General features: G+C 46.2%; 25 protein-coding genes and 1 other annotated feature (1 of these 26 running past the window's edge). Of the genes, 21 read left to right on the top strand and 4 right to left on the bottom strand.

From position 1 onward, the window contains the following. Positions 1 to 38 (top strand) — a binding site (T-box leader); it begins 223 nt to the left of the window's first position. A 74-nt stretch (positions 39 to 112) separates the two neighbouring features. The 3 genes from UQ64_RS23040 to UQ64_RS23030 all read left to right on the top strand — a co-directional run bounded on the left by UQ64_RS23040 (position 113) and on the right by UQ64_RS23030 (position 3579). Beyond that, positions 113 to 1792: a glutamine--tRNA ligase/YqeY domain fusion protein gene (locus UQ64_RS23040; RefSeq protein ID WP_060625772.1), complete on the top strand. Its 1680-nt coding sequence runs from the start codon at positions 113 to 115 to the stop codon at positions 1790 to 1792. 74 nt (positions 1793 to 1866) lie between these two features. Next, a complete protein-coding gene (locus UQ64_RS23035; protein WP_060625771.1) occupies positions 1867 to 2073 on the top strand; it encodes a DUF2933 domain-containing protein in 207 nt (68 codons plus the stop codon). 213 nt (positions 2074 to 2286) lie between these two features. Then, positions 2287 to 3579 carry an Nramp family divalent metal transporter gene (locus UQ64_RS23030; RefSeq protein WP_060625770.1) on the top strand — a complete coding sequence of 431 codons (1293 nt, stop codon included), beginning with the start codon at positions 2287 to 2289 and terminating at the stop codon, positions 3577 to 3579. Positions 3580 to 3670: 91 nt separating this feature from the next. Here UQ64_RS23030 and UQ64_RS23025 read toward each other — a convergent pair whose 3' ends face one another. Beyond that, complete coding sequence (locus UQ64_RS23025; RefSeq protein ID WP_060625769.1) at positions 3671 to 4819, bottom strand: N-acetylmuramoyl-L-alanine amidase family protein; 1149 nt, start codon at positions 4817 to 4819, stop codon at positions 3671 to 3673. Between the two features lie 155 nt (positions 4820 to 4974). Here UQ64_RS23025 and UQ64_RS23020 point away from each other — a divergent pair, with 155 nt between their 5' ends. After that, positions 4975 to 5982, top strand: a complete 1008-nt coding sequence (locus UQ64_RS23020; RefSeq protein ID WP_060625768.1) for a TIR domain-containing protein — start codon at positions 4975 to 4977, stop codon at positions 5980 to 5982. Further along, positions 5979 to 6215 (top strand): hypothetical protein, encoded by a 237-nt coding sequence (locus UQ64_RS23015; protein ID WP_060625767.1) that lies wholly within the window; start codon positions 5979 to 5981, stop codon positions 6213 to 6215. Before UQ64_RS23020 ends, UQ64_RS23015 begins: the two co-directional genes overlap by 4 nt. Before the next feature lie 248 nt (positions 6216 to 6463). Here UQ64_RS23015 and UQ64_RS23010 read toward each other — a convergent pair whose 3' ends face one another. Next, positions 6464 to 7549, bottom strand: coding sequence for an LLM class flavin-dependent oxidoreductase (locus UQ64_RS23010; RefSeq protein ID WP_060625766.1), 1086 nt, complete (start codon positions 7547 to 7549; stop codon positions 6464 to 6466). Positions 7550 to 7791: 242 nt separating this feature from the next. Here UQ64_RS23010 and UQ64_RS23005 point away from each other — a divergent pair, with 242 nt between their 5' ends. The 10 genes from UQ64_RS23005 (at position 7792) to UQ64_RS22960 (ending at position 18473) form a co-directional block, all read left to right on the top strand. Continuing rightward, on the top strand, positions 7792 to 9147 hold the full coding sequence (locus UQ64_RS23005) for a PQQ-binding-like beta-propeller repeat protein (protein ID WP_060625765.1): 1356 nt from the start codon (positions 7792 to 7794) through the stop codon (positions 9145 to 9147). 165 nt (positions 9148 to 9312) lie between these two features. Continuing rightward, positions 9313 to 10596 carry an ArsB/NhaD family transporter gene (locus UQ64_RS23000; protein WP_060625764.1) on the top strand — a complete coding sequence of 428 codons (1284 nt, stop codon included), beginning with the start codon at positions 9313 to 9315 and terminating at the stop codon, positions 10594 to 10596. Between the two features lie 214 nt (positions 10597 to 10810). Then, positions 10811 to 11587 carry an ABC transporter ATP-binding protein gene (locus UQ64_RS22995; protein WP_060625763.1) on the top strand — a complete coding sequence of 259 codons (777 nt, stop codon included), beginning with the start codon at positions 10811 to 10813 and terminating at the stop codon, positions 11585 to 11587. A gap of 104 nt (positions 11588 to 11691) precedes the next feature. After that, complete coding sequence (locus UQ64_RS22990) at positions 11692 to 12495, top strand: ABC transporter permease (protein WP_060625762.1); 804 nt, start codon at positions 11692 to 11694, stop codon at positions 12493 to 12495. Positions 12496 to 12530: 35 nt separating this feature from the next. Further along, entirely contained in the window at positions 12531 to 13418 is an 888-nt protein-coding gene (locus tag UQ64_RS22985) for an ABC transporter permease (RefSeq protein WP_060625761.1), read from the top strand. Between the two features lie 24 nt (positions 13419 to 13442). After that, a complete protein-coding gene (locus UQ64_RS22980) occupies positions 13443 to 15050 on the top strand; it encodes an FAD-dependent oxidoreductase (protein ID WP_060625760.1) in 1608 nt (535 codons plus the stop codon). Continuing rightward, positions 15047 to 15379 carry a 4Fe-4S dicluster domain-containing protein gene (locus UQ64_RS22975; protein ID WP_060625759.1) on the top strand — a complete coding sequence of 111 codons (333 nt, stop codon included), beginning with the start codon at positions 15047 to 15049 and terminating at the stop codon, positions 15377 to 15379. The genes UQ64_RS22980 and UQ64_RS22975 overlap by 4 nt, the downstream gene beginning before the upstream one ends. 48 nt (positions 15380 to 15427) lie before the next feature. Further along, the gene (locus tag UQ64_RS22970) at positions 15428 to 16486 is read left to right on the top strand and encodes an ABC transporter substrate-binding protein (protein ID WP_060625758.1); all 1059 of its coding nucleotides are present in this window, start codon (positions 15428 to 15430) and stop codon (positions 16484 to 16486) included. Between the two features lie 38 nt (positions 16487 to 16524). Further along, entirely contained in the window at positions 16525 to 18135 is a 1611-nt protein-coding gene (locus tag UQ64_RS22965; RefSeq protein ID WP_060625757.1) for an FAD-binding protein, read from the top strand. Next, entirely contained in the window at positions 18132 to 18473 is a 342-nt protein-coding gene (locus tag UQ64_RS22960; RefSeq protein WP_060625756.1) for a 4Fe-4S binding protein, read from the top strand. The genes UQ64_RS22965 and UQ64_RS22960 overlap by 4 nt, the downstream gene beginning before the upstream one ends. 205 nt (positions 18474 to 18678) lie before the next feature. Here UQ64_RS22960 and UQ64_RS22955 read toward each other — a convergent pair whose 3' ends face one another. Continuing rightward, a complete protein-coding gene (locus UQ64_RS22955) occupies positions 18679 to 19224 on the bottom strand; it encodes a glutathione peroxidase (protein ID WP_060625755.1) in 546 nt (181 codons plus the stop codon). Between the two features lie 681 nt (positions 19225 to 19905). On the opposite strand from UQ64_RS22955, the gene UQ64_RS22950 reads away from it, so the two are divergent. The 5 genes from UQ64_RS22950 (at position 19906) to UQ64_RS22925 (ending at position 25457) form a co-directional block, all read left to right on the top strand. After that, positions 19906 to 20982: a bifunctional 3-deoxy-7-phosphoheptulonate synthase/chorismate mutase gene (locus tag UQ64_RS22950; protein WP_060625754.1), complete on the top strand. Its 1077-nt coding sequence runs from the start codon at positions 19906 to 19908 to the stop codon at positions 20980 to 20982. Between the two features lie 195 nt (positions 20983 to 21177). Then, positions 21178 to 22623 (top strand): SulP family inorganic anion transporter, encoded by a 1446-nt coding sequence (locus tag UQ64_RS22945; RefSeq protein ID WP_060625753.1) that lies wholly within the window; start codon positions 21178 to 21180, stop codon positions 22621 to 22623. Between the two features lie 218 nt (positions 22624 to 22841). After that, positions 22842 to 23324, top strand: coding sequence for an RrF2 family transcriptional regulator (locus UQ64_RS22940; protein WP_060625752.1), 483 nt, complete (start codon positions 22842 to 22844; stop codon positions 23322 to 23324). Positions 23325 to 23345: 21 nt separating this feature from the next. Continuing rightward, complete coding sequence (locus UQ64_RS22935; protein ID WP_060625751.1) at positions 23346 to 24344, top strand: LLM class flavin-dependent oxidoreductase; 999 nt, start codon at positions 23346 to 23348, stop codon at positions 24342 to 24344. Between the two features lie 279 nt (positions 24345 to 24623). After that, complete coding sequence (locus tag UQ64_RS22925; RefSeq protein ID WP_082651281.1) at positions 24624 to 25457, top strand: prohibitin family protein; 834 nt, start codon at positions 24624 to 24626, stop codon at positions 25455 to 25457. 131 nt (positions 25458 to 25588) lie between these two features. Here UQ64_RS22925 and UQ64_RS30335 read toward each other — a convergent pair whose 3' ends face one another. Continuing rightward, positions 25589 to 25912 carry a hypothetical protein gene (locus UQ64_RS30335; RefSeq protein WP_209445868.1) on the bottom strand — a complete coding sequence of 108 codons (324 nt, stop codon included), beginning with the start codon at positions 25910 to 25912 and terminating at the stop codon, positions 25589 to 25591. A gap of 177 nt (positions 25913 to 26089) precedes the next feature. Between UQ64_RS30335 and ltrA the strand changes: the two genes are divergently transcribed. Continuing rightward, a partial coding sequence (gene ltrA, locus UQ64_RS22920) for a group II intron reverse transcriptase/maturase (protein WP_060625804.1) occupies positions 26090 to 26961 on the top strand: 872 nt, incomplete at its 3' end.

Raw genomic sequence — 26961 nt, 5'->3', positions numbered from 1 at the left:
TGAACCTGGGGTGGTACCGCGAGAATTTCGTCCCCAAGACCATAAGTCTTGGAGGTGAGGTTCTTTTTATTTTACAGAGGCGGATATCACTTATAAACAGGAGGTAATACCAATGAACAAGGAACCGGAAATATTAGCAGAGAGTTACATCGACAGATTGATTCAAGAAGAGCTGGAAGCTGGGACTTACAGTAGAGATATTTGCACGAGATTCCCACCGGAGCCTAACGGGTATCTGCATATTGGCAGTGCGTATGCTATTCACACGAACTATACGACTGCGAAAAAGTATGGCGGGAAGTTCCATTTGCGCTTTGATGACACCAATCCTTTAAAAGAGGATCTGGAGTATGTAAATGCTATTCGCGAAGATATGCTATGGATGGGCTACTCGCCGGACCATATTTTTTATGGATCAGACTATTCGGAAAAAATATACAATAGCGCAGTCACATTAATCCGAAAAGGAAAAGCGTATGTCTGTGATTTATCACCTGAAGAGGTGTCAGCTTATAGAGGAACGCTTACGGAGCCGGGAAAGAACAGCCCTTATCGGGAGCGTTCTGTGGAAGAGAATTTGAAGTTATTCACGGAGATGAGGAATGGAGCCTATCCGACGGGAGCCAGAGTATTGCGGGCTAAAATAGATATGAGCTCACCTAATATTAACTTGCGTGATCCGGTGATATTTAGAATCATCCATGCAGAGCATTATAGAATGGGTAACGATTGGTGCATCTATCCGATGTATGATTTTGCCCATCCGATACAAGATGCTATCGAAGGCATTACGCATTCCTTATGCTCAATTGAGTTCAAGGATCACCGACCACTGTATGAGTGGGTGTTGAATGAACTAGATACCCTTGAGGCTCCTAAGCAAAGGGAGTTTGGACGAGTAAATATCACTGGCGTCGTCACTAGTAAGCGGTATATCAGACAACTGGTTACCGGACAATATGTGGATGGATGGGATGATCCAAGACTTCCAACGCTTCGCGGACTGCGGAGAAGAGGTTTCACACCTGAAAGTATTCGGAATTTTGTGAAGGAAATTGGATTTGTCAGAAATAGCACCATTGTGGATATTGCCATGTTAGAGCATGCGCTCAGACAAGATTTGAAGGCGAAAGCAACTAGCGTGATGGCTGTTCTCAAGCCTTTAAAGGTGGTTATTACTAACTATCCTGAGGATCAAAGCGAATGGCTGACGATTGAGAATAATAGTGAGGATAAGACGCTGGGAGAAAGAGAAGTTCCTTTTTCACGGACGCTGTATATTGAACAAGAGGACTTCATGGAGGAGCCACCCAAAGGTTATCACAGGCTGACTATAGGGAATGAGGTAAGGTTAAAGGGCGCCTATTTCATTAAGTGCAATGAAGTGATCAAGGACGAAGCAACCGGAGAAGTTATAGAGCTTCGCTGCACCTATGATCCGAGAACGAAGAGTGGAAGTGGGTTTAATGAACGTAAGGTTAAAGCGACCATCCACTGGGTATCTGCAAAACACGCAATCAAGGCGGAAGTTCATCTATATGAGCGATTGCTAAAAGATAACGACGGTCCTAAAGAAGACGATGAACGCTGGGATGCGTATCTTAATCCGGATTCCTTAACAATTTTGAAGGATTGTTTGTTAGAGCCTTCCATGGAAAGTGCGCTTCCAGAACATAAATTTCAATTCATCCGGCATGGATTCTTCTGTGTGGATAAGAAATATACCACAGCAGATAAGCTGGTACTGAACCGAATTGTGCCGCTGAAGGATACATGGAAGAAGAATTCGTAATCGCCAGCACATCCTTTCTCCATAACTTTTCTTTATGATAAAGAGGTCATAATGAAATTCTAGGAGGTTAAGCTATGAATTGGTCTTGGTTAATCACATTGATCTGCCCTTTAATGATGTTATTTATGATGTTCGGACTGGGTGGGAAACACGGACACGGTCATGGTCATGGGTCGAGAAAGCAAGCGTCACCTGACTATCAGGAGCTTCAGAAAGAATTGAATGAGCTGAAAATACAGAATGAACAAATGAGAAGGGATATTCAAAGTCTCACAACATAAGAAATTAGAAGTAATTGGCTTAAGCCGGGCGAAGATCGGGTAATTCCTGATGTCGTCCGGTTTTTTTGTCGATCAGTAGTGTGCAAGCAAATGAAAATTTCTCATGAAACATATTTACATTTTTCAGAAATGAGCATATACTTTAAATATAAGTTGCACAGAGGAAACTTTCGTGTATATAGACAACTTTTTCGGGCAAGAGGAGGAATTAACATGCTAGAACAAACTTTAGTAGAAACACCACATATAAAACAACATAAGAACTCCATTTCAGCGCAAGCCGTTCTTAATGGGGAGACCAAAGGAATTAAAAGATTACTCCCATTTTTAGGTCCAGCGTTTATCGCTGCGGTTGCTTATCTGGATCCGGGTAATTTTGCGACCAACATTACGGCGGGTTCAAAATACGGCTATCTCTTATTATGGGTAATTGTGGCCTCGAACTTAATGGCTGTTCTTATTCAGGCATTGTCGGCCAAGCTTGGTATTGCTACCGGGAAGAACCTGCCGGAGATTGCTCATGATCGTTTCCCGAAGAGTGTATCGATCTTCTTATGGATTCAAAGTGAACTGGTGATAATAGCTACGGATCTGGCGGAGTTTATCGGGGCAGCATTAGGACTTTATCTATTGTTTGATATCCCTATGCTGCCTGCAGCAATGATTACTGCCGTTGGTTCTTTTGCTATCTTAGAGCTTCAGCGCCGGGGATACCGCTCACTTGAGGCCGGAATTGCTGCAATGATTCTTATCGTCGTTTTAGCATTCGCCTTTCAAGTTATTGTAGCTAAACCGGATATGGGCGCGGTTGCTGTAGGCATGTTCACACCTAAGTTTGAAGGGGTGGACAGCATCCTTTTGGCCGCAGGAATTCTAGGCGCTACAGTGATGCCGCATGCGATTTATTTACATTCATCACTTACTCAGAACCGCATCGTAGGGGTGAATGAAGCGGAGAAGAAACAGATCTTTAAATTGGAATTCATAGATATTATTATTGCGATGATTATTGCAGGCGCGGTTAATCTGGCGATGGTTATTGTCTCCGCGGCATTGTTTTTCAAAAATGGTCTCGTGGTTGAGGACTTGGATGTTGCGTTTCAGCAATTTAGCCATTTAGCTGGACCGGTAACGGCGATCTCGTTTGGCTTAGGATTACTCATCGCGGGATTATCGAGCTCATCGGTAGGAACTATGGCTGGTGATGTGGTGATGCAAGGCTTCATCAACAAAAGAATTAACCTGTACTTACGCCGTGCGATTACGATTATTCCACCTTTGGCTATCATTGGCTTTGGTGTAAATCCAACGAAGGCGCTCGTTATCAGTCAGGTGATCTTGTCCTTTGGGATTGCATTTGCCCTGGTACCACTGGTTATGTTTACAAGTAATCGTCAGATTATGGGCGGGTTAGTGAATCGTAAGATGACAGCTGCTCTTGGGTGGATCATCTCCGGTCTCGTTGTATCGTTAAACTTATTTTTGGTATATCAAATATTTGTATAAGCAGGCAGTTAAAAAGCCTGGCTCACGGATCTCCTCAGGTCAGACTTGGAGGATACCTTGGGTCGGGCTTTTATTCTTGACGGATCCTGTTTTATTTAAAATAATCTGCTACACCATCGGCGATCGCTTTAGCAGCTTTTTTCTGATAAGAGGATTTGCGGACCATAGACTCATCTGTAGGATTGGTAAGGAATCCGAGTTCAACTAAGGTAGCTGGAATTCGATTCTCCCTCAGGATGTGATAATCGCCAAAGGACAACCCGTTACTCTTTAGACCGATACCTTGTCCCAGCCGGGATTCAATTGCCCGTGCCAGCTTAAGATCATCAGATTCGGAGTAAAAGAAGGTCAGTGTCCCGGAAACTTTTTTCGGAGAGGAATTATAATGAATGCTTACAAAAGCATCTGCACGCAGAGCCTCACTCATCTGAACCCGCCTAGCAAGTGTAGGTTTCTGATCCCCCCGGGTACGTGTCATCTCGACCCGTGCACCTTTAGCTAAAAGGGCATCGCGGAGATAAAGTGCGGTATGCAGATTCAAATCCTTTTCCATGGTGTTATATGTAGTGCCGAGCATCCCCGGATCACTGCCTCCATGACCGGGATCTACGACGATTAATTTTCCTCGTAAATTACCAGTGCGCGAAACGGTGCTTGTAGTGCTTGTGCTGCTTGGCGTGGCTCCAGTTCGGATATATTGTGCCGCGACCCAACCGATCTCACCGCTAGCTGTCCGAATTCGTATCCAATCATTCTGACGAAGGAGGAGAGCGACGGTATCCTTAGCCTTTAAAGACCCGAGTACCTTATATTGTGTTCCTGGACCGCTTCGGATGCGCAATGAATCTGCCGTAACTGTAGCCTTAGTGGTGCTACCCGAAGCGCTGGTTGAGGTGGAGGAAGTAGTGCTGGCTTTGGAAGAAAAAGATGATCCAGAAGCGCCAGTTTGCTTAGCGCTATTGTTCACCTTTTTAAGGTAATAGCCAGCTACCCAACCAGAAGTGTTCCCGGTCTTAACCTTTAGCCACCCATGCTGCTCATCGGTCACAGTTACCCTTGCTCCGTTCTTAATAGATCCTACAACAGTTGCATTCTTCGCCGGCTCATTGCGTACATTTAAAGAGTTCGCGTATACCTGAGCGGTATAACTCCCCGCTGATGTTTTGGCTTCAGCAGACTGTGGCGCTGCTATACCCAAAAGGCAAGCTGTGAGCAATGTGACACCTATCATTTTATTCATAGTATCCTCGCTTTTTCAAAGTAGTCGTAATTTTTTACCCACTTTACGAGGTTTAGAATAATGTTTTTAGATATTTTTGAGAACTTGGCCTCTATTCCGGTGGTCTAAACACTTGTATAATTATTACATATCGGGAAGGATGAAGGAGTGCTGCCGTGAATAAACCAAAGCTATTCATTGGATCTTCCAGGGAATCCATACGTTATGCAAGAGCGATTCATGAGCAGCTGAAGAGGGATGCTGAAGTACATCCTTGGTATGCCAATGCCTTTCGCGCGAATGAATACACGATGGAGGCACTGGAGAGAAATTTGGATGAGAGCGATTTTGCCGTATTTGTGTTCTCACCAGATGATGTTGCCAAAATACGCGGTAAATTTTATTATGTTACTCGTGATAATACAGGGTTTGAAATGGGTTTGTTTTGGGCTAGATTACGGCGTAATCGCGTCTTTTGCTTAGTGCCGGATCAGGTGACAGCCCGCGGCGATTTAATCCCTGGAGAGAATGTTGAAGAATATCATCTGTTGTCCGATCTGTCGGGAATTACAGCTTTAGAGTATGAGATGCATCATGATAATCCTACGGCTGCTGTGGATGTGAGCTGTGGTAAGATTATTGATAGTGTTCAGGGGCTTGGGAGATTCCGTGACCCGGTGAAAGATTTAGAGCAGCTAAAGATGGAATTAAGGCGGAAAGAAAGTATCCTTCATTTTTTTTGGCAATATAATAGTAATGTGGCTATCTCTGAGGATGGAGAGAAGTATCACGCACTCAGTGAGGCGATCCGCAATTCCTTTTTACCTCCGAAGCATTGTCGAGTGATCGGTGCTGCAATCTGGCAGGCTCAAGAGAAGGAACAGCTTGTTCAGGTGGGTGGGAATGTCGGGCGTGGTCACTCCTATTCTTTGACTGTAACGAAAGGAAATGAGAAGCAGCCTAGTGTGGTTGATGCATTTTTATCGAGCAAATGGACTTTTTTTCAACGCACGGAAGTTGCGGAGGTATATATCCTATGCTATCCTCTAGGTAAGAAGTATGTTCTTTCCGTACACTTTTCAGGGAGTGATGGATTATCTGCGGATAATCTTAAGGCGGTAGTTGGGAATAATCAGGATTTATTCCGTACCATCAATCATTTAGTAGGGGAGGATTCAGCATGAAGCGAATAAAGGGTATTAACAACTTATCGGGTGCTGTTCTCCGCTCTGCAAGTGGTGGAAGCAGGAGTGCAGAAGATAATAAGAGTACCACAAGCAAAACAGGGTCGAGTCATTCCGCTCAACAACCAGCTTCAGCACAAATTTATACTGCGCCTTCTTTAGATGGCGGAGATGATGAATATAAGAAGCTTATTAGCGGGAAGGTAGACAATAATAAACCATCCTTTGCGTAACAAGCATAAGTGGCTGTCTCAAAAGTAGTGATCTACTTATGGGCAGCTTCTTTTTTTAGAGTAATTAGGGTAAAGCTCCCTGAAAATCGAGAGAATATCTATATTTAGCACGAAATTGGGATCAACGCAGCCTTGTGAAGATGCTCTACATAACGTGCTGCAGCAAGTCACAATGAAGCAAAACACAAAGCAGCGCTTCTCCACGAACGGGAGAAGCGCTGCTTTGCTTACTGGGACAGCCTTCAGTTTTATCGGTTGCTCTTCTTGGCAATCTCGCGTCGTACGACAGGGGCAACCTCTGTTGCCAATAGTTCAATAGCCTTAGCTACCTTGGCGTAAGGAAGGCCGCCGATGTCGAGCTGAGTCATAAAGCGGCTATGGCCGAATAGCTCATGCTGATAGAGAATTTTTTCGATAATTTGCTGCGGGCTACCCACAGCCATTGTGTTATCAGGAGATACATATTGCCCAAAGTCGTCATGAGAGACTTTGTATTCTTGTCCAGGTTTTGGGCTGATGGAATTACGATAACTATAGTAGTAAGGATAATATTCATCGAGCGCCTGCTGTGAGGTTTCGGCAATGTAGCCATGGCTAGTAATCGCAATCTTTAAAGCTTCAGGTGCATGCCCAGCCTGAATTCCAGCGCGTCGATAAGTTGCGGCAAGCTCTTGGAAGGGTTCTGGACTACCGCTAAGAATGGCGATGGCCATTCCAGTTCCGAGTACGCCAGCTTTCTCCGCGCTTTCAGGAGAACCTCCTACGCCAATCCATACCGGAAGGCTTTGTTGAAGAGGGCGTGGAGCAATCTCAGAATCCTTCAGGGATGAACGGAAGGAACCCTCCCAGTTCATAATTTCATGCTTATTAAGCTCGAGAAGCAGATTGATATTCTCGGCGAATAGTCGATGATAGTCTTCAAGTTCATACCCGAAGAGTGGAAAAGATTCCACAAAAGCCCCACGTCCAGCAATAATCTCTGCACGGCCATTCGACAATAAATCAAGTGTGGCGAAATCCTCGAACACACGGACGGGATCAATGGTACTTAATACGGTAGTGGCGCTCGTCAGCTTAATTCTACGGGTAACCTGAGAGATGGCTGCCAGAACGACTGGAACCGAAGATATCGCAAAATCAAGTCGGTGATGCTCACCTACACCGAACACATCAAGCCCCGCCTCATCCGCCAACTTGGCCGCAGCTATAACTTCGTCCAACCGTTGTTTCGGGCTGATCTTATCACCGGTATGACAATCAGCTACTATGTCTCCTAGGGTGTAGATACCGAATTCAAAATCGGATGCTGGTGCTGTGTTTACCTCGTTACTCATGATCGCAAACCCCTTGTTATTTATATATTTGATAAAGCTTGTTCGTTTATGGAAGAATGTGATTATTATAACACAATGACTTACAAATTGTAAGTTTATGAGTAAATGTTTTGATTTCTGCTTTTACTAATGGCAAAATGAGGAATAATAATCCATGTTTTTACAACATGCTCGTCAATAGTATTATATTTAATTTTGAGAATCTATCCAATGGAGGCATTAATAACAGGAGGCGTGTGGTGGTGAGAGGAATATTGTTGAAATCATATCTTCGTACTGCGGTTATTGGTTTAGGGGTATTGCTTATGGTAAATCCGGTACAAGTTGCTGCGGTTGATTCACACACCTCGTATATAGGTTCGAATATTGATGATTATTATGCAAACCTGCCTGCTGCAAAGGTTGAGTGGTCAACCACAATGGATGTACCAGCTTTAGAAAATGTACCGACGGATTACCTCATGAGTAATAAGGGAGTCGTTGCAGTCGGCGCAGGTAAGGCTTTTATACTTCAAAAGGGCCAACTGTTAGCTATTAACGTTCAGACCGGTAAAGTAGCGTGGAAATACGGTTCTAAATTAAAGATGCCGCTTCTGTATCAAGACGGTGTGACTTATGTGACTTCGGAAGCGGGTACAATCTATGCAGTTAATGCAGCTACTGGTAAAAATAAATGGAGCTCATCAGCGAATAGTAAAGGTTCCACCCAATTGGTTATTGATAAAGATCAGCTATTTGCCGCCAATGGTGATATCGAGGCCTACAGTCTGAAGGATGGCAAGTTGCAGTGGCGCGATGATTTTGGCGAGCAGCTGTTTGAACCGTTCATGGTTGAGGGGGATCTAGTATTAGCTCAAAACTCAGTATCTGGAGCTTATACGTATAACATCTTGCATGCGTTTGATCGAACAACGGGTAAGGAGCTTTGGAATAGTGGTAATCATAGTCTTCCCATTGCAGCAGATAGTAGTACGCTTATCTCACAACGGGAAGCAACCTTAGTAGATCTTCTTCCTCTGACGACACTGGATCATCTGGATGTGAAGAAAGGTAAGCTTGTAAAGTCTGTAGAGTATAACCCTAATAATATAGACCCTAATAATCCGGCACCAAATGAAGAATATATGACTAGCGGAGGTAGAGCCTGGATCATTGGGGATAGAATATATATTGGGGGACAAAAAGGAGTGTTTGGCTACCCAGTCAATGTTGATCCTGCTACCGTAACACGAGATAATTATTCCTTCGCGTCTATTGGAGCTAAGCTGTCCTACGCGGCGGGGCCTTACGACGGAAGAATCCTCTTCAGCAACGAACAGAGCATCTATGGCGTTAAAATCTCTAATAAATCTGTGTTCCAGTACAGTGGAATCAGCAATCCAATTGCCCGCTTTGATCTGCTCGGACATGGCATGTATGTAGCCCAGACTGACGGCAAATTAATCGCGATAGATTTGATTTCCGCAAAACCGATTGTGCAGCTCAAAACATCGGATAGAGTATTTGGACCAACCTTGCTGGAAAGCGGTATGATCATTGTGCAGAGCAAAGGAAAGTTAACTGCTTTCAAGGAGCCTCAGGCTCTAAAGATGAAATAATATTTAACACCTAAGCGGCTCGCCGAAGAATATTCGGTGGGGTCGTTTTCTTTGAATTGGACTCTAAAATCCCAGTGCGAAAAAAAAATCTATTTTATGATAAATAGGTTATATAATGAGTAGGTTATACATTAACGAAATTAAAGAGAAGGACCGGGGGATATCATGGAACAGCAAGCGATTTGGGCGATAGGTATTTTTCTACTGATTTATGGACTGATTATTTCTGAGAAAATTCACCGTACAATCTTAGCGATGTTAGGCGCTATTGTTATGGTGGCGATGGGCATTGTAGATCAGGAGACGGCACTGCATCATATTGATTTTAATACTCTTGGACTACTTGTAGGGATGATGATGATTGTAGGGATTACTGCTGAGACAGGACTCTTTAAATATGCGGCTGTGAAATCAGCTAAGTTAGCGAAAGGAAAGCCTAGACGGATACTGATTGCCTTGTTTGTTATTACTGCACTCGCTTCAGCTTTCTTGGACAATGTTACAACAGTGCTGCTAATGGTACCCGTTACCTTCAGTATTACAAGGCAACTGCGCATAAATCCGCTGCCTTTTTTGATGTCACAAATTATTGCATCAAACGTCGGCGGAACGGCAACATTGATCGGAGATCCGCCTAATATTATGATTGGCAGTGCTGTGAAAGAGCTAACGTTTATGTCTTTTATCAACAATCTGGCACCCGTGATTATCATCATTATGTTAGCGTATATCCCGCTTTTACTACTGATGTTTAGTAAGCAAATTAAATCTACACCGGAATTGCAGCAGAGCATCATGGACATGGATGAGAAGGCAATGATTACAGATCATAAGCTGCTGCGAAAATGTTTGATTGTACTTGGAATTACGATTACGGGCTTCTTTTTACATCAGGCGTTACATTTGGAGTCAGCGACGGTTGCCTTAGCAGGGGCTTTTTTACTGCTCTTATTAACCGGAGGAGAACACATGCTGGAAAAAGCTTTTCACAGCGTGGAATGGATTACGATCTTCTTTTTTATCGGACTGTTTGTTTTGGTATCAGGACTCGTCGAGACAGGTGTCATCGCGGAGCTGGCTGCCAAAGCGATTGATTTAACTGGTGGGGATGTGCTTATGAGCTCGATGATGATCTTATGGGTCAGTGCAATTGCTTCTGCGTTTCTTGATAATATCCCTTTTGTAGCAACGATGATTCCTTTGATTCAGGAGATGGGGCAGATGGGGATCACTAATTTGGAGCCCCTCTGGTGGAGTTTGGCCTTGGGTGCTTGCTTGGGTGGCAACGGGACATTGATAGGTGCAAGTGCCAATCTGATCGTTGCTGGTCTAGCTGGAAAAGAGGGCTACCCGATTTCGTTCATGAAGTACTTGAAGGTGGGCTTCCCTTTAATGCTACTGTCCATTGTGATCTCAAGCATATATTTATATTTAAGATATCTGATGTGAACAAGTGTGTCTGAAATAAGTTTTATTGTTGACAGCTTTTCAAATGGATGATATTTTAAATATTATAATTCCAATTGATTTACTTTGAATAAATTTACCGACTGTTCCTACAGAGGTATTGCGAATGTAAAAGCGCAGTACTTCTGTTTTTTTTTGTGAATATAAGGACGCCGAAGGTGTTTATACTTGACTCAAACTAGAAGGAGGGGTCACGGTGGAAGAAGCATTGCTATCTATTTCAAATCTAAATAAACGTTTTGAGTCTACCGGAGGGCATGTTCAGGCACTGTATAATGTTGATCTCCATGTGCAAGAGGGGGAATTCATTACAGTGATCGGTCCCAGTGGTTGTGGTAAAAGCACGCTGCTGCGCATCGTGGCCGGTTTGGACAATGGCTATACGGGGAGCGTTACCTTAGGAGGGACGGAGATCGGGGGTCCCGGAATCGATAAGGGGTTTATTTTTCAAGAGCATCGTCTCTTTCCTTGGCTCACCGTAGAGAAGAATATCGCTTCCGATTTGCCGCTAGGCAACAAGGAAATTAGACGTAAGGTCGATGAGTTGATTAATCTCGTCAAGTTAAATGGATTTGAGAAATCCTATCCCCGGGAGCTATCGGGTGGGATGGCCCAACGGGTGGCGATAGCCCGTGCACTACTACGAAATCCCAAAATCCTGCTGCTGGATGAACCGTTTGGTGCACTGGATGCTTTCACTAGAGCACATATGCAGACGGTACTGCTGGACATTTGGCGTGCTAACAAAACAACCATGATTTTTGTAACGCATGATATTGATGAGGCTGTATTCCTAGGCAATCGGGTAGTGATTCTAGAACCGCGCCCCGGGAAAATACGTAAGATTGTGCCGGTTGATTTACCTTATCCACGAAAAAAAACAACGTCTTCCTTTCAAGAGCTACGCCTGAAGGTATTGAATTATTTTGAAAAAGTAGATGAGCTTGAACTTATAGATGGGGCAGGAATATAAATATGTCGACCATATCAATGGAGACCTCCGGAATTGTTCAATATTCGAGGGTCTCTTTTTGTTATTTAAAGAGATTGAAAAGCTAAAAAAGGTGGGGGCAGAGCATGACAAATCAGGCTATGGCCGTAAGAACTTCCGGACGCCCCGGAAAGGTAACAACATTAGGACTGGGCCTTCTGCTGCCGGGAACTGTGCTGATTCTGTGGCAGACCCTTGGACACTATGGAGAAATCTCAGAGATGCTGTTCCCGACACCGTATACGATTGCGGAATCATTTGTAACCTTGGCCGCTTCAGGGGATTTATGGCCGAACTTTAGGATCAGCTTGGTCAGAGCCCTTTCCGGATTCCTGCTCGGTGGCGGACTTGGTCTTCTGTTAGGCATTCTCGTTGGACTGTTCCGCAGATCTGAGAAGCTGCTAGATCCATCTCTGCAAATGATTCGCATGATACCGAGTTTGGCGGTAGTGCCGTTGTTCATCTTATGGTTCGGGATCGGTGAGGAGTCGAAGGTGTTATTGATTGCTAAGGGAGCATTTTTCCCTCTTTATATTAATACGTTCATGGGCATTCGCGGCGTGGATAATAAGCTGTTTGAAGTTTCTCGAGTGCTTGGATTCAGCCCTATTAAGCAGGTTGTAAGGTTAGTACTTCCAGCGGCGCTGCCGAACATTATTCTCGGAGTGCGCCTTTCCTTAGGGCTTTCTTGGTTAGGTCTGGTAGTGGCTGAGCTGATTGCTTCCACTTCAGGCATTGGGTATATGATGTCGGACGCGCGTCAATTTGCGGATACACCTGTGGTCTTCGTAGGAATTATTATTTTTGCCATTGCAGGATTGGTGAGTGATTCTATTGTTCGTTACATTGAACGGCGGTTGCTGAGATGGCAGGACAACTATCGTGGATAAACGGATACGCGCATGAAACGAAAGGGGGATGGACCATGAGCGATGGAGTAGAAGCTATTTTTAAAAACACTACAAGGGTAAGAGATTCGCTAGATAGCAGTGATGCTGCTCCGTTACCGATAAAGAAATCGAAGAAATCCGCAGCAGCTATAGCATGGAAATCCCTGCTGTCGGATTGGGGAACGGGCGCTATCATTCCAGTGGTGACGATCTTCCTTTGGCAGCTGGCAGGAAGTACCGGACTGATCTCTGCGCAGTTTCTGCCGACTCCATTGTCGATCGCCAGAGCTTTTACAGACCTATTGATTACTGGTGAATTAACACATCATCTAGGTGTCAGTATGGGGAGAGCGGGAATTGGGTTTCTTATCGGAGGTGTTCTAGGCCTTCTATTCGGAGTACTGACTGGTTTGTTTCGCAGTGTGGAATATGTGCTCGATCCTAGCGTACAAGTGTTGCGGCTTGTCCCACATCTAGCTATAGCTCCACTGATTATTTTGTGGTTCGGTTTTGGGGAGATGTCCAAAGTAGTGATCATTTTGACAGGTTCATTTTTTCCACTCTATATTAATACGTTTATGGGCATCCGCAATGTGGACAATAAGCTGTTTGAGGTGTCCCGGGTGTTAGGCTTTAGCCCTTACCAGAAGCTGCGGAGGCTAATATTACCGGCAGCATTACCCGGGATTTTGTTAGGTTTACGGCTGTCATTGGCTGTCGCATGGATTGGTCTTGTTGTAGCTGAACTCATTGGATCACAGTCCGGAATCGGATTCCTGATCAATGAGGCGAAGCAGAACTCTAATACAGAGATTGTATTCGTAGGGATTATTATTTTCGCTATTGTTGGTAAGCTGATAGATTCCTTATTCCGGATCATTGAACGAAGGTTCCTGTTCTGGCGCGACAGTTACGAAGGGTAAACAAACTGAGGAGGTCTTGAACATATGAGTGGATCGGTACAAAAAGGATCGTTGAATTTGGTGGCGGATGTGCTCGTTATAGGTGGAGGACCGGCAGGAACATGGGCAGCCCTTACAGCCTCAGCAAAGGGAGCCAAAGTAATCCTCGCAGATAAAGGCTATTGCGGTTCGAGTGGTGCAACTGCGCCGTCGGGAACAGGGGTCTGGTATGTCAAGCCGGATGAAAAGCTCCGGGAGGAAGCTAAGGCAAGCCGTTATATATTGGGCGGTCAGCTGGCTGAATCCCGCTGGATGGACCGAGTGCTAGACCGTACCTATGCCAATATGAACAAACTTGGCGTTTCAGGATATCCATTCCCTGTAGATGAGCAGGGTAATCAGTTTCGTAAGAGTCTTCAGGGACCGGAATATATGAAATTAATGCGTAAGCTGGTGAAAAAGGCGGGCGTTAAAATTTTAGATCATAGCCCAGCCATGGAGCTCCTTGCGGATGAGCATGGCGTAGCCGGAGCGGCTGGAGTCCATACACAGAGTGGGGAAACCTGGACGGTTCAAGCAGGAGCTGTTGTGATTGCTACTGGTGGGTGTGCTTTCCTAAGTAAGGCGCTTGGCTGCAACGTGCTTACTGGTGATGGCTATTTATTCGCTGCTGAGGCTGGTGCGAATCTGTCAGGTATGGAGTTCTCTAATGCCTACGCGATTTGCCCTACGTTCTCATCGGTGACTAAGACGGCGTACTACAGTTATGCCAGCTTTTATTATGAGGATGGGAGTATTGTGGAAGGTGCAGGTTCCAAGAAAGGGCGTTCAGTCATCGCTCGGAATCTACTAGCAGGCAATCAGGTGTACGCCAAGCTGGATGGAGCGCCCGAGGATTTAAGACCGCTGCTGCGGGTGGCGCAGACGAACTTTTTCCTCCCCTTTGATCGACAAGGGATCGATCCTTTCAAGGATGCTTTTCCGGTTACGCTTCGTCTTGAAGGAACGGTCCGTGGGACGGGTGGTATTCATATCATAGACGAAAGCTGTGGCACAGGTGTTCCTGGACTTTATGCGGCAGGAGATGCAGCTACCCGTGAGCTGATTTGCGGGGGATTTACTGGTGGTGGCAGCCATAATGCGGCTTGGGCTATGTCATCCGGCTCTTTTGCAGGAGAAGGGGCTGCTGTCTATGCGCAGAGCCTTGGGGCACATGCAATACACCGTAATCCAGTTGGCTTATCGTCTTCCCCACTGGTTCACCAAGAAGTGAAGCCTGGAGTGGCAGCTCAAACGACAGAGGTTGTATCTGCTGTGCAGGCTGAAGTGAAGCCGTATGACATTAATTTATTTCGTACGGACAAAGGGCTGACCTCTTCATTAGGTCGTCTGGATGAACTGTGGAAAGAACAGCGCAGCCGTGAGATTCAGCGTACACCTGAAGGGGTTAAAGCGCGTGAAGCAGAAGCCATGACTGCAACCGCCCGCTGGATGTACAATTCTGCGCTTGCCCGTACGGAGACGAGGGGCATGCATAAGCGTGAGGACTTTAAAGGAACGGATCAGGGTCAGCATCATCGCTTGATTAGCGGTGGATTGGATCAGGTATGGGTAAAGACAGAAGCCGTGGCCAAGGAGGGTGTTCTATCGTGATTGAGGTGATCAGCGCTGCCAGATGTGTAGAGTGCAACCAATGTGTATCCGTCTGCCCGACTAATGTCTTCGAACGGGTAGAGGATGGCATTCCTGTTATTGCCCGGCAGAGCGATTGCCAGACATGTTTTATGTCTGAGCTGTATTGTCCTGTGGATGCTCTCTACGTTGCACCAGATTCAGAGAAAGTGATCGGGGTGACAGAGGCAGGGCTTAAAGCGCAGGGGCTACTTGGTGGTTATCGTGAAAAGGTAGGCTGGGGCAAAGGCAGACAGCCGGTAGCAAGTCATGACTTTATGTACAAATTGGCGTCGAGGGCAGGGTTCTGATCTTGATGCAAATTTAGATAAATAACATAAACCGAGGGGGAGAAACAAATGGAACAAGCGTACAGAGAGAGTCAAGGGACACGATCTAAAAGGATACGCTTTGCGCTTTTAACTACGATTATGATGGTCATGCTGGTGCTTCAGGCTTGCGGAAATAACGCTGGGGGCAATGGGGCATCTGCATCCGGTGGCTCTAATACAGAGAAATCTGGGGGCGAGGCAACAAGTAACGTTCCTGCGGTACTGAACTTCGGCTTTATCGGCTCCAATAAGCTGAATATGCCAGGTGGCGCGGAGGGCTGGGGCTTTTATAAGGGGATTATTCAAGAAGAGCTGAAGAAACATGGCATTACTGAAGTGAAGCTTACGGGTTTTCCAAACGGACCAGATCAGACAGAATCCTTAATTAGTGGTCGGCTGGATATCGGCAGCCTTGGGGATACCCCTGCTATTATTGCTTATGCTTCTGGCGCCAAGACACGTCTGATTTCACAATCTTCAGCCAACACTATCGGTTATTTAATCGGTAAGAAGGATGGATCTAAGACGGTGAAAGATCTGCAAGGGAAGACTATAGCCATTCAAAAAGGCTCCTTCATGCACCGCTATGTCGTTGGATTACTTCAGGAGGAAGATGTAACTGACTACAAACTCGTGCATATGCTCATTCCGGATGCTACCGCAGCTTTGGCTCGTGGAGATGTAGATGCTACGACTAACTTGGGTGTTCCTGCGCTGAAGTTAATTGACCAAGGCTACACTCACTTAGACGATGCCTCGAAGCACCCGAACCTGCTTGGCACTAGTGCAACTGTCGTGTCTGAGGAATATCTGGCGAAATTCCCAGACTTTCCGAAGGTGTGGAACGAAGCTCGTGAGAAAGCCTTGGCGGATTTGAAGCAGCACGAGGATGAATATTATCAATTTCTGGCCGAAATCGGAGATACAACACCTGAGTTGGCGAAGCAAGTAAATCCAATCAGCGATATCAAGGATACCGCATTCACAGACGAAGGAACCAAGCTGCTGGAGGGTACCAAGAACTTTCTTGTCGAAGAAAAATTAGCGAAAAAAGACTTCAATATTGGTGATTGGCAGCTGAAATAATGATGCTTGGAAAGCGCAAATACTTGGGAGGAAAAGATATGTCGCAGCTTAAGAAGGAAATGACAGTGGATGTGCTCGTGCTTGGCGGAGGTCCCGCAGGAGCTTGGGCGGCATGGAGTGCAGCGTCGCAAGGTGTTCAGGTAGTTCTGGCAGATAAGGGCTACTTGGGCACAAGCGGCGCCACTGCTCCAGGCGGTACAACGCTGCTCGTTATTCCTCCGATTGCCGAATTGCGAGAGCAGGCGGTTCAATCCAGACTAAAATCCGGTGGATATTTGTCGGAGAATGCTTGGATTCACCGAGTTCTGGATCAGGTAGAGCTGAATCTGGCTCTAGTTGAGCAGTGGGGCTATCCTTTTCCAAAAGATGAGGCTGGAAACTCAATGCGCACACATCTGCATGGACCAGAATACATGCGGATTATGCGAAGAGTTGTCCGCAAAGCGGGGGTCACCATCCTCGATCAGTCGCCAGCGTTGGAGCTTCTTAATGATAAACATGGGGTTGGCGGGGCACGCGGGATCAACCGTCTGACAGGAGCGTCTTGGGAAGTGAAGGCTAATGCCGTTGTGATGGCAACCGGAGGCTGTGCCTTTCTCAGCAAAGGTCTTGGTTGCAACGTACTGACAGGCGAAGGGCTGCTGATGTCCGCCGAAGTGGGAGCCGATCTGTCGGGCATGGAATTCAGCCGCCAATATGCGCCGAGTTTTGCGGACGGAACCGTAACACGTGGTCGTATGCTGGCTTGGGCCACACTTTATGATGCGGACGGTCATCCGCTGCATAAAGGGGATCGGACCTTTGGCAGCATCCCTGAAATGATGCTCAAGGGGCCGGTTTATGCTTCGCTGGATCTGGCAGATACAGCGGAGAAACAGGACTTTCTGCGAAAAGCGCATCCGATATTCTTTATGCCGCTGGAGCGGGCGGGGATTGATGCATTTAAGCAGAAATTCCCGCTCACCCTGCGCTATGAGGGAACGATGCGCGGCACTGGAGGTTTGCGGTTGAGCGGCACAGACTGCCGGACGACCGTGCCTGGACTTTATGCGGCCGGAGATGCCGCATCTCGAGAGAAAGTGACCGGCGCTATCTCCGGCGGCGGGGCTTATAACGCTTCCTGGGCTATATGCAGCGGAAGCTGGGCAGGCCAGGGAGCCGCGCAGCATGCGCGGTCCTGCCGGGGGCAGGCGAACAGCCGCAACCTGACCGCAGCGGGACGCTACGGGCTGGCGGCTGGCGCCGACACCTCGGAAACGCTGGAGGTGAAGCCGCTAGTCGCGGCGATCCAGCGTGAAATCTTACCGCTGCAGATTAATTATTTCCGCAGCGAACCGGGTATTTCTTCAGCCTTGAAGCGGCTGAATGCTTTGATGCCCTTCTTGAACGGGCGGGTTTCCGCCACCGTACAGGGCATCGTGCAAGCGCGTGAAGCCGCGGCGATGCTCGCGGTTGGCAGATGGATGTACACCGCCGCGCTTGCCCGGAAGGAGACGCGCGGCCTGCAAAAGCTCGCGGAATATCCGGAGCTTGATCCGCGTCAAACCCACCGGCTGATTGTATCCGGTATAGAGCAAATAAGCATCGGTACCGAGGCTGTGCCCCATGCTCATGAACTGAATCTACTAAAGGAGGGGCAGGCGATATGATCGAACTAATCAGCGTGGAACGCTGCGTGGGTTGTAAACTGTGCACGAAAGTATGTCCGACAAACGTATTCGAAATGCAGGGGAAGATTCCGGTTCTTGCGCGTCAGGAAGATTGCCAGACTTGTTTTATGTGTGAAGCTTATTGCCCTGTAGATGCACTTTATGTAGCGCCACAGGCAGATCAGCTGATCGGTGTAAGTGAGGAGGCGTTAATCCAGACGGGGTTGTTAGGGAGCTGGCGGGCTGAGATCGGCTGGGGTCCGGGCGCTAACGGCTCGATGGCTGAAAGAGACACGACCCCTTATTTTGAAGTATTTACCGAGCAGTACCGTACATGAAAAAGCCGCCCAGAGTTGGAGTCTGGGCGGCTTATTGCTGTATAGAAATTCAATCTATATAGGCCTTTGTCCCGGGATTTCCACCGCGAAGAGCGGTTTCAATCAAGAAGTCTGGGGACAACAGCGGCCGGAAGTCCAATTATTCACCGCAGTGACTACTGTGCTTTAAGCTAATATCATTAGTTCGGTATATATCTAAAAAAATCTATAGCAGTGCTTCGATCGCTGGCTCAATATCCAGCGGATCCACAGTCGATTCGAATCTTGTAACTACATTGCCTTCGCGATCAATTAGAAATTTAGTAAAGTTCCATTTGATTTCGTCATTGTTCAGTGCTTCCGGATCTTTGCTCTCAAGCATGCTTTGGAGCAGTTTTCCTGAAGAATGGTTCATGTCGAAGCCTTCAAATCCGGCCTGCTTTGTAAGGTGAGTGAAGAGTGGATGCTTATTTTCACCCTTTACTTCAACCTTCTCAAAGAGAGGGAACGTAACGCCGTAGTTGATTTGGCAAAAAACATTTACTTCTTCATTGCTGCCAGGCTCCTGCTCCCCAAATTGGTTAGAAGGGAAACCGAGAATTTGGAAGCCGCGATCTTCGTATCGCTCATAGAGCTTCTGCAGGTCGGAGTATTGGTGGGTAAAGCCACACTTACTTGCCGTATTCACAATCAAAAGTACTTTACCTTTGTATTCCTCTAGTTCGATCTCTTTTCCACGAATACTGCGTGCTGTATATGGATAAATGCTCATGCTACTACATCCCTTCAGTTATGTATTGTAAATGCTAAAGCTGCCAGTGAATAAAAATAGGAAATATTTTCAATGATTTAATTGTAAACAATCAAAATATCACTGTCAACTTCGTACCTAGAAAGGGGTTGGAACCTTTAAAGCGGTACTAGAATAGTATGGATATGGGTTATTTCATATTTCAAAGCCTATTCAAGCGAGTTGTTATAAGAACAATTCTAGCTCATGTTATTTTAATACGTTAAAGCTACTCAGCGTTCCATTATTATCTTGCATCGGAAACATTTTTTGATTAAGATAGCAGAAACCAGCGCAGAAGACGCGCTGACATAAATAAGGACTATGACGAAGAGAGTAAGCATTATAGCGGATCTTAACAGGGAAGGCGTGCCGGAGACTGAGAGCACCCTCATGAGACGATTAATGCCGAAGTTCACTTCCGAGTCGGCCCCTGAAGTAGTTTGTCACAGGTCGTGACAGGTATGAGTAGGGAGGCCCGCGCCCCGCGTTACCGGGTGAAAGACAGAATTAATTCTTAGTCAGGGGAACATGATAATCTATTCCTTTGTGCTAGTATTCGGGTTAATTCTAAATAAGGGTGGTACCACGGCTCCTCGTCCCTTGCGACGGGGGGCCTTTTTGCGTTTCAAATTATAAATAAGAAGAGGGAGTGGAAGGGTAATGAGTAACGTGGAATTGGATGTTCTTAGAGGTCGTCTGGATGAAATTAATGGGCAATTGCTGGAGCTGATCTCCGAGCGGGCTAAAATTGTGCAGGAGATTGGAGTAGTTAAAGAAAAGCAAGGTGTGCCTAAATTCGATCCAGAACGTGAAAAGAAAATGCTAGATCAGCTCGTAGCGAGTAACAAAGGACCTTTCACTAACGGGACTATCCGCAGCCTCTTCAAACAAATTTTTTCAGCATCTCTGGACTTACAATCCGATGAACATAAAAAGACTTTACTAGTAGCACGTAAGAGTCACAAAGAAGATACAGTGATTGTCTTGCCGGGAGATGTGACTGTTGGCGGTTCTTCTTCACTGATGGTAGCTGGTCCTTGCTCCGTGGAGAGCGAACTACAGACCCGCACCGTAGCTGCAGCTCTGCAAAAAGCTGGCGTACGTGTTATGCGTGGAGGTGCTTTCAAGCCGCGGACTTCCCCTTATGACTTCCAAGGTCTAGGTATGGACGGCCTAAGAATATTACGTGAAGCAGCAAATGATTATGGCCTGCTGACCATCAGTGAAATTGTAGATCCAAGACATATTGAAGAGTCCTTAGATTATGTAGATATTATTCAAATCGGTGCACGGAACATGCACAATTTCGAGCTGCTAAAAGCGGTCGGAGAAGTCAATAAGCCAGTGCTACTGAAACGCGGATTGGCTGCCACACTCGATGAATTCATCCATGCAGCGGAATACATCATGTCTCGTGGTAATACACAGATCATGTTGATTGAACGTGGAATTCGTACCTATGAAAAAGCGACCCGCAACACGCTTGATATCTCAGCAGTGCCAATTCTCAAACAGGAATGCCATTTGCCAGTATTGGTTGATGTAACGCACTCGACAGGCCGCAAAGACATTCTTATTCCATGTGCGAAAGCCGCACTCGCAGCTGGAGCTGACGGTATTATGGTGGAAGTTCATCCTGATCCTGCAACCGCATTGTCTGATGCCGCTCAGCAGCTGAACATTGATGAATTTAACACCTTCTTTAATGAAGTGAAAGCTTCCGGATTGTACCGGTAATCTAGAAATATAGAATTTGAAAGATATTTTAAGGATTCGCTAGAAAATGAGGTGAATAAGCGCTTACAAGTCTAATTAATCTTTTTGTGAAGGTGAAGGTGGGGCGAGTACAATAAGTAACATTAGCGTTGCACCGGCCCCGGGTCTTTTCTGAAAAAAGGTCCACACATTTTAATAGTCACAGGAGGAAATTAGATTTTGAAGCAGCTTACCTTAAATAATGGGTGGTTTTCTAACACTCGAACCGATATTTTATCGGGGATGACCGTGGCCGTTGCGCTGATTCCTGAAGCGATCGCTTTTTCGATCCTTGCGGGAGTAAGCCCGATGGTTGGTTTATATGCCTCTTTTTGCATTGCTATTGTAACTGCACTTGCCGGAGGCAGACCCGGAATGATCTCGGCAGCTACTGGGGCCATGGCTCTGTTAGTCGGGAGTCTCGTACTAGAACACGGAATAGAGTATCTGTTCGCAGCAACTGTATTGGCTGGTGTGTTTCAGATATTGATGGGCATGTTGAAGCTGGGGCGATTTATCACGTTTTTGCCGCAGCCGGTTATGACGGGGTTTGTTAACGCGCTGGCGATTCTTATTTTTATGGCGCAGCTTACCCATTTTAAGGGACAAGGCTGGGTGATGTATGGCCTGGTAGCTCTGACATTGCTTATTATCTACACGGTTCCTCGGTTTATCAAAGCCGTACCTTCAGCACTTGTAGCGATTGTTATTGTTTCATTCCTTAGTATAACTCTTCATCTAGACGTGAGAACTGTTGGCGATATGGGCAATATTACAGCGACATTGCCACTGTTCCATCTCCCGCAGATCCCGTTGACACTGGATACTTTTCTTATTATTTTACCGTATTCGCTATCTCTCGCCGTAGTTGGGTTATTGGAATCACTGATGACAGCCACCTTAATAGACGATATTACGGGCACAGGTAGTGATAAGAACAGAGAGGCGAAGGGACAGGGGCTTGCCAATGTAGTCACTGGTTTTTTCGGAGGGATGGCAGGCTGTGCAATGATTGGCCAGTCGATGGTTAACATGAAGTCAGGAGGGCGCACGCGTCTGTCCACGTTTGTGTCAGGGATCTTTTTATTGTTTCTAATTATCGTACTTGGCGATGTGGTGAAGCAGATCCCGATGGGCGCCCTCGTTGGTGTAATGATAATGGTCTGTATCAGCACCTTTGAATGGGGCTCGCTTAAATCTCTACCCCGTGTTCCGCTAAGCGATGCGCTGGTTATGATTGTGACGGTGGTCACCGTGGTGGCTACGGACAACCTTTCTATTGGGGTTTTGTTTGGGGTTCTGCTAAGTGCTTTAACGTTTGCTTGGAAAATAGCTTCGATCCGCCTAACTGTTCAGGAAGCAACCTCTTCCAAAACATATGCGGTTTCCGGCCAGCTGTTCTTCGGCACGACAAGCCACTTCATTCATGAATTCGCCTACGATAGCGATCCGGATCATATTATTATCGATTTTTCACACTCCCATGTGTGGGACCAATCCGCAGTCCATGCCATAGCGAAGACGATGAGCAAATACGCCGGGCATGGCAAAAAAGTCACCATTACCGGACTTAATGATCAGAGCTCACAGCTGGTTCAGCGGGTGGGATTATCATTACAGTAGGACATATAAGAAAAATAACGGATACCCTGAAAAAAGATTGCGCTATATGCGTGATCTTTTTTTTATAGCAGATATTAACTGTAATAGAAGATGAGCAAGATTTTACTTTCGGTGCAAACTGATATAAAATATAAAGTGGATATTGTTTATCCGCTTTATACGCGGATAATGGAATCTCCAGTTTGATCAAGCTATTTACTTAAATCGAGGTGCTGTACATGCATATGAAAACAGGGGTAGAACAGTCAGTGTATGCACTGGTTCTGCTCAACATGCTGCCAGATAAGGCGGTGCTGTCTGGAGAAGCGATTAGCCAACAGCTCGGAGCATCGGCAACCTATTTTCAGAAACTGCTAAGAAAGCTGGTAACCGCAGACATCATCACGTCTGTTCCTGGCATTAAAGGCGGTTTTAAATTAAAGAAGAGACCTGAAGATATTCGTGTATATGACGTTTACCTCGCGGTGGAGGGACAGCAGTCGCTGTATTCATCCAATGGTATTCTGGTAGACATGTTGGATTTAGAAAAAGAAGACAGCTGCTGCCTGTTAACGAATCTGATGGAAGAAGCTGAATCCTCCTGGAAAGCTGTATTAAAGCGGGAGACTATTGCTTCGTTGTCGGAGGAAATGCGTGGTGAACGCTTTAAAGATAAGATTGCAGCCTTAGAGGAATGGGTCAGCAATAAAATGGTCATTTAACCAAAGAAGGGATGTATTCGCATGAGATTAAGCGTATTGGATCAGGCACCTGTGACAAGCGGTAACACAGTGGAAGGTGCCCTGAATAAAGCAGAAGAACTGGCTATTTTAGCAGATGAGCTGGGATATAGCAGAATGTGGATGGCAGAGCACCATGGCGGAAATACATTTGCTAGCTCAGCTCCAGAAGTAACGGCAGCCCGTTTAGCCGCCAAGACCAACCGTATTCGAATCGGCACCGGCGGTGTAATGATGATGCATTATTCTCCACTTAAGCTGGCGGAAGTATTTAAAACGTTAAGTGCCTTTTCCCCGGGGAGAATTGATTTCGGTGTGGGACGAGCTCCTGGTGGCGATACAAGCGCCATGTACGCTCTGTCTGAAGGCCGCGAGTTAATGCTGCATAATATGTATGACAAGCTTGGCATTACCATGCAGCTACTTAGTGATCAGATTCCAGAAGATGAGCTATATGCCAAAAATCTCGCTGCTCCAACGAAGGTGGCGCTCCCTGAAGTATGGTTGTTAGGCTCAAGCGGCAACAGTGCGCGAAAAGCAGCACAGATGGGAGTCGGATACTCTTTTGCGCAATTTTTTAATGGTGCGATGAGTAATGAGATCTTGGATCAATATCGGAATAACTACCAGCCTTCTATCTTCATGGACAAACCTGAGATTAGTGTATCCTATATGGTGACCACAGCAGAAACGAAGGAAGAAGCCGAGTATGAGGCATTACCTCAGGATATTTTCCGTTTGATGATGAGCAAGGGCAGGATTACTCAGGTGCTGACACCAGAAGAAGCTCAGAACATATCGTTATCGGAAATTGACCGGATGGCAATCATGGAAGGGCGTAAGATTCATTTGGTTGGAGCGGTTAAAGATATCGCTGTCCGCTTGCAAGAAGAACAAGCACAATATGGCTTCCAGGAAGCAATGATATGCAGCATCCCACACTCACAGGAGAAACGGCTAGAGGTTTACCGACTATTGGCGCGTGAACTGCTAGGTTCTTGAAACTTTCCTCTCAAACCCGCATTTGATGCGGGTTTTTTGTATGCCATTTATAGCGGTAATCCCTCGGGATTGCTCCAGATATATACCGGACATTCCAAGGAGCTGGATGTTGATCAGGATGGATCTATTGAGGGGGAGCCGCACATGGAAATCCGATGAGTGCCTACATTTACCGCTGGAATGTTGCTGTGCTGAAATATTTCCTGCGACCATTTACCCCAAACCTCCGTATAGACGGTTAAGCTTAAAAGATTATCCATAATCTAGGAGGGGTATTGGATGAATATGCAAATGAATCCGAAATTGAAACAGCTGCGTCCGGGAAAAATAGTTAGCGGTGTTGCAGCAGTCCTCATTGTATTGTTGATTGGCGCGAACTCTTTTGTATCTGTAGAATATGGGCATGTAGGTTTATACAAAACCTTTGGCAAATTAAATGACAATACATTGTCACCCGGTATTCATTTTAAAATTCCGTTTATCCAGACGGTGATTCAGGTCAATACGCAGGTAACGAAGGCGGAGACCGATACTTCAGCTTCTTCAAAAGATCTTCAGCCTGTGTCCACACATGTGGCGGTGAATTATTCCGTAAATAAGACTTCCGCCTTTAATCTGATGAACAATATCGGAGGTAATTTTGATAATGTAATTATCAATCCGGCCATTCAGGAAATCGTCAAGGAAGTGACGGCAAAATATCCAGCAGAAGATTTGATTACGCGTCGTGATGTAGTGTCGAGTGAGATTAGTGAGCATTTAACTGCCAGGCTGGCAAAATATGACCTTATCGTCAACGATATTAACATCGTTAACTTTAAATTCTCGGAAGCGTTCAACCAGTCGATTGAAGCGAAACAGGTCGCCCAGCAGCAGGCGCTGAAGGCCGAAAATGATCTCCGGAGGATTGAAATCGAAGCGAAGCAAAAGATCGCACAGGCTCAAGCCGAAGCCGAATCTTTAAGGCTTAAGAAGCAGGAGGTTACCCCTGAACTGGTGCAGCTGAAGCAAATAGAGGTCCAAGAGAAAGCGTTAGAAAAATGGAATGGCGTGCTGCCGTCTGTAACAGGAGGAGCCACTCCTTTTGTGGATATTCAATCCCTGACTAAATAAATTCTGATTGGATTTTTGAAGATATAGAAGAGCTCTTCTTCAATAGAAGGAGGGCTCTTTTTACTATGTGCGCCCAGCATGGGCGCTATCTATAGGGTTGAAGTCCCGAATGGCGAAGGCAGTAGTAGCCATTAGCCTAAGGCAAGGGTGTCCACCGCGAGGTGGAATCTGAAGGAAGCCGGCGGCAAATCTCCGGTCTGAGGAACGCGAACTTCATACAAGGCTAACGTAGGCTGGATGAGGTTGCATAACAAACCAAAGTCCATACTGTCAAAGGCATACGAGAGTAAATGAAGCAGATAGATGGAGAGGAAGATAGCGTCCTTACCTGGGGAGATCTGTGCGGTAGGCGAAGCCACTTCGTAACCCTGCTTGTGAGAGCAGGCTGAACGCACAGAAGTCAGCAGACGCCATAGTACGCAAGCTGTTGCAACAGCTGCGGAAGGGCTGAACATGAAGTAGGTATTTGTACATCCAGGCGTTCAAGATGAGTAATGAAAGCAGAAAAAAAAAAAATCCGAAAGGACCTGACTGAAGAAGGAAGCGGTGAATCCCGTGAGGAGCTTCGGCAGGGCAGAATTCATCTCTGGCACAAGAGGAAGATACAAATCACGTAAAGAGAGGTAAAAAAAATGTTGGAGCAACTGTTGTCACGGGAAAATCTTCTGCAAGCCTTAAAGCGTGTTGAAGCGAATAAAGGAAGTCATGGCGTAGATGGGATGTCCGTAAAATCCTTACGAGAACACATCGTACAAAACTGGCAAACCTTGCGGCAAGCGATAGAAGAAGGAACCTATGAACCGAGCCCCGTGCGCCGAGTCGAAATCCCGAAACCCGGTGGCGGAGGCGTTAGGTTATTAGGAATACCTACCGTGACAGACCGAATGATTCAACAAGCAATCGCTCAGGTACTAACCCCATTATTTGATCCAGAGTTTTCTGACCACAGTTATGGATTTCGTCCGGGAAGGCGAGGACATGAGGCGGTAAGGAAAGCTAGAGAATTCATGAAAGAAGGCTATCGATACGTCGTTGACCTGGACTTGGAGAAATTCTTTGATCGCGTCAACCATGACCGACTGATGATGAAGATTTCGGCTAAAGTGAAGGACAAGAAAGTTCTCCTGCTGATTCGAAAATATCTTCAGTCAGGAGTGATGGAGAACGGGTTAGTAAAACCGACAACAGAAGGGACACCGCAAGGAGGTCCACTCAGTCCGTTGTTATCTAACATCGTTTTGGACGAGCTCGACAAGGAACTCGAGAAACGTGGACACCGCTTCGTTCGTTATGCGGACGACTGTAACATCTATGTGAAAACACCAAGAGCAGGAGAGCGAGTGAAGGCATCCATTACTATATTCATTGAGACAAGACTAAAACTAAAGGTGAACCAAGCGAAGAGTGCGGTGGACCGCCCATGGAGACGGAAATTTCTTGGGTTTAGCTTTAGTCACGATAAAGAGCCGAAGGTGAGGATAGCGAAGCAGTCCTTGCAGAGAGT

The sequence above is a fragment of the Paenibacillus etheri genome, assembly GCF_001012825.1.
Classification (GTDB): Bacteria; Bacillota; Bacilli; order Paenibacillales; family Paenibacillaceae; genus Paenibacillus_AQ; species Paenibacillus_AQ etheri.
Note: the sequence above shows the minus strand (reverse complement) of the source record. Positions and strands in the feature narration are given on the sequence as shown.

Excerpts from the sequence above, each read along its gene's own strand:
- UQ64_RS30335 (WP_209445868.1), bottom strand. The coding sequence starts at position 25,912 with ATGTTCAGCCCTTCCGCAGCTGTTGCAACAGCTTGCGTACTATGGCGT.
- UQ64_RS22990 (WP_060625762.1), top strand. The coding sequence starts at position 11,692 with ATGACAAATCAGGCTATGGCCGTAAGAACTTCCGGACGCCCCGGAAAG.
- UQ64_RS22960 (WP_060625756.1), top strand. The coding sequence starts at position 18,132 with ATGATCGAACTAATCAGCGTGGAACGCTGCGTGGGTTGTAAACTGTGC.
- UQ64_RS23030 (WP_060625770.1), top strand. The coding sequence starts at position 2,287 with ATGCTAGAACAAACTTTAGTAGAAACACCACATATAAAACAACATAAG.
- UQ64_RS22965 (WP_060625757.1), top strand. The coding sequence starts at position 16,525 with ATGTCGCAGCTTAAGAAGGAAATGACAGTGGATGTGCTCGTGCTTGGC.
- UQ64_RS23010 (WP_060625766.1), bottom strand. The coding sequence starts at position 7,549 with ATGAGTAACGAGGTAAACACAGCACCAGCATCCGATTTTGAATTCGGT.
- UQ64_RS22980 (WP_060625760.1), top strand. The coding sequence starts at position 13,443 with ATGAGTGGATCGGTACAAAAAGGATCGTTGAATTTGGTGGCGGATGTG.
- UQ64_RS22935 (WP_060625751.1), top strand. The coding sequence starts at position 23,346 with ATGAGATTAAGCGTATTGGATCAGGCACCTGTGACAAGCGGTAACACA.
- UQ64_RS23000 (WP_060625764.1), top strand. The coding sequence starts at position 9,313 with ATGGAACAGCAAGCGATTTGGGCGATAGGTATTTTTCTACTGATTTAT.
- UQ64_RS22950 (WP_060625754.1), top strand. The coding sequence starts at position 19,906 with ATGAGTAACGTGGAATTGGATGTTCTTAGAGGTCGTCTGGATGAAATT.
- UQ64_RS23025 (WP_060625769.1), bottom strand. The coding sequence starts at position 4,819 with ATGAATAAAATGATAGGTGTCACATTGCTCACAGCTTGCCTTTTGGGT.
- UQ64_RS22925 (WP_082651281.1), top strand. The coding sequence starts at position 24,624 with ATGAATATGCAAATGAATCCGAAATTGAAACAGCTGCGTCCGGGAAAA.
- UQ64_RS23040 (WP_060625772.1), top strand. The coding sequence starts at position 113 with ATGAACAAGGAACCGGAAATATTAGCAGAGAGTTACATCGACAGATTG.
- UQ64_RS23035 (WP_060625771.1), top strand. The coding sequence starts at position 1,867 with ATGAATTGGTCTTGGTTAATCACATTGATCTGCCCTTTAATGATGTTA.
- UQ64_RS23015 (WP_060625767.1), top strand. The coding sequence starts at position 5,979 with ATGAAGCGAATAAAGGGTATTAACAACTTATCGGGTGCTGTTCTCCGC.
- UQ64_RS22955 (WP_060625755.1), bottom strand. The coding sequence starts at position 19,224 with ATGAGCATTTATCCATATACAGCACGCAGTATTCGTGGAAAAGAGATC.
- UQ64_RS22970 (WP_060625758.1), top strand. The coding sequence starts at position 15,428 with ATGGAACAAGCGTACAGAGAGAGTCAAGGGACACGATCTAAAAGGATA.
- UQ64_RS22940 (WP_060625752.1), top strand. The coding sequence starts at position 22,842 with ATGCATATGAAAACAGGGGTAGAACAGTCAGTGTATGCACTGGTTCTG.
- UQ64_RS22985 (WP_060625761.1), top strand. The coding sequence starts at position 12,531 with ATGAGCGATGGAGTAGAAGCTATTTTTAAAAACACTACAAGGGTAAGA.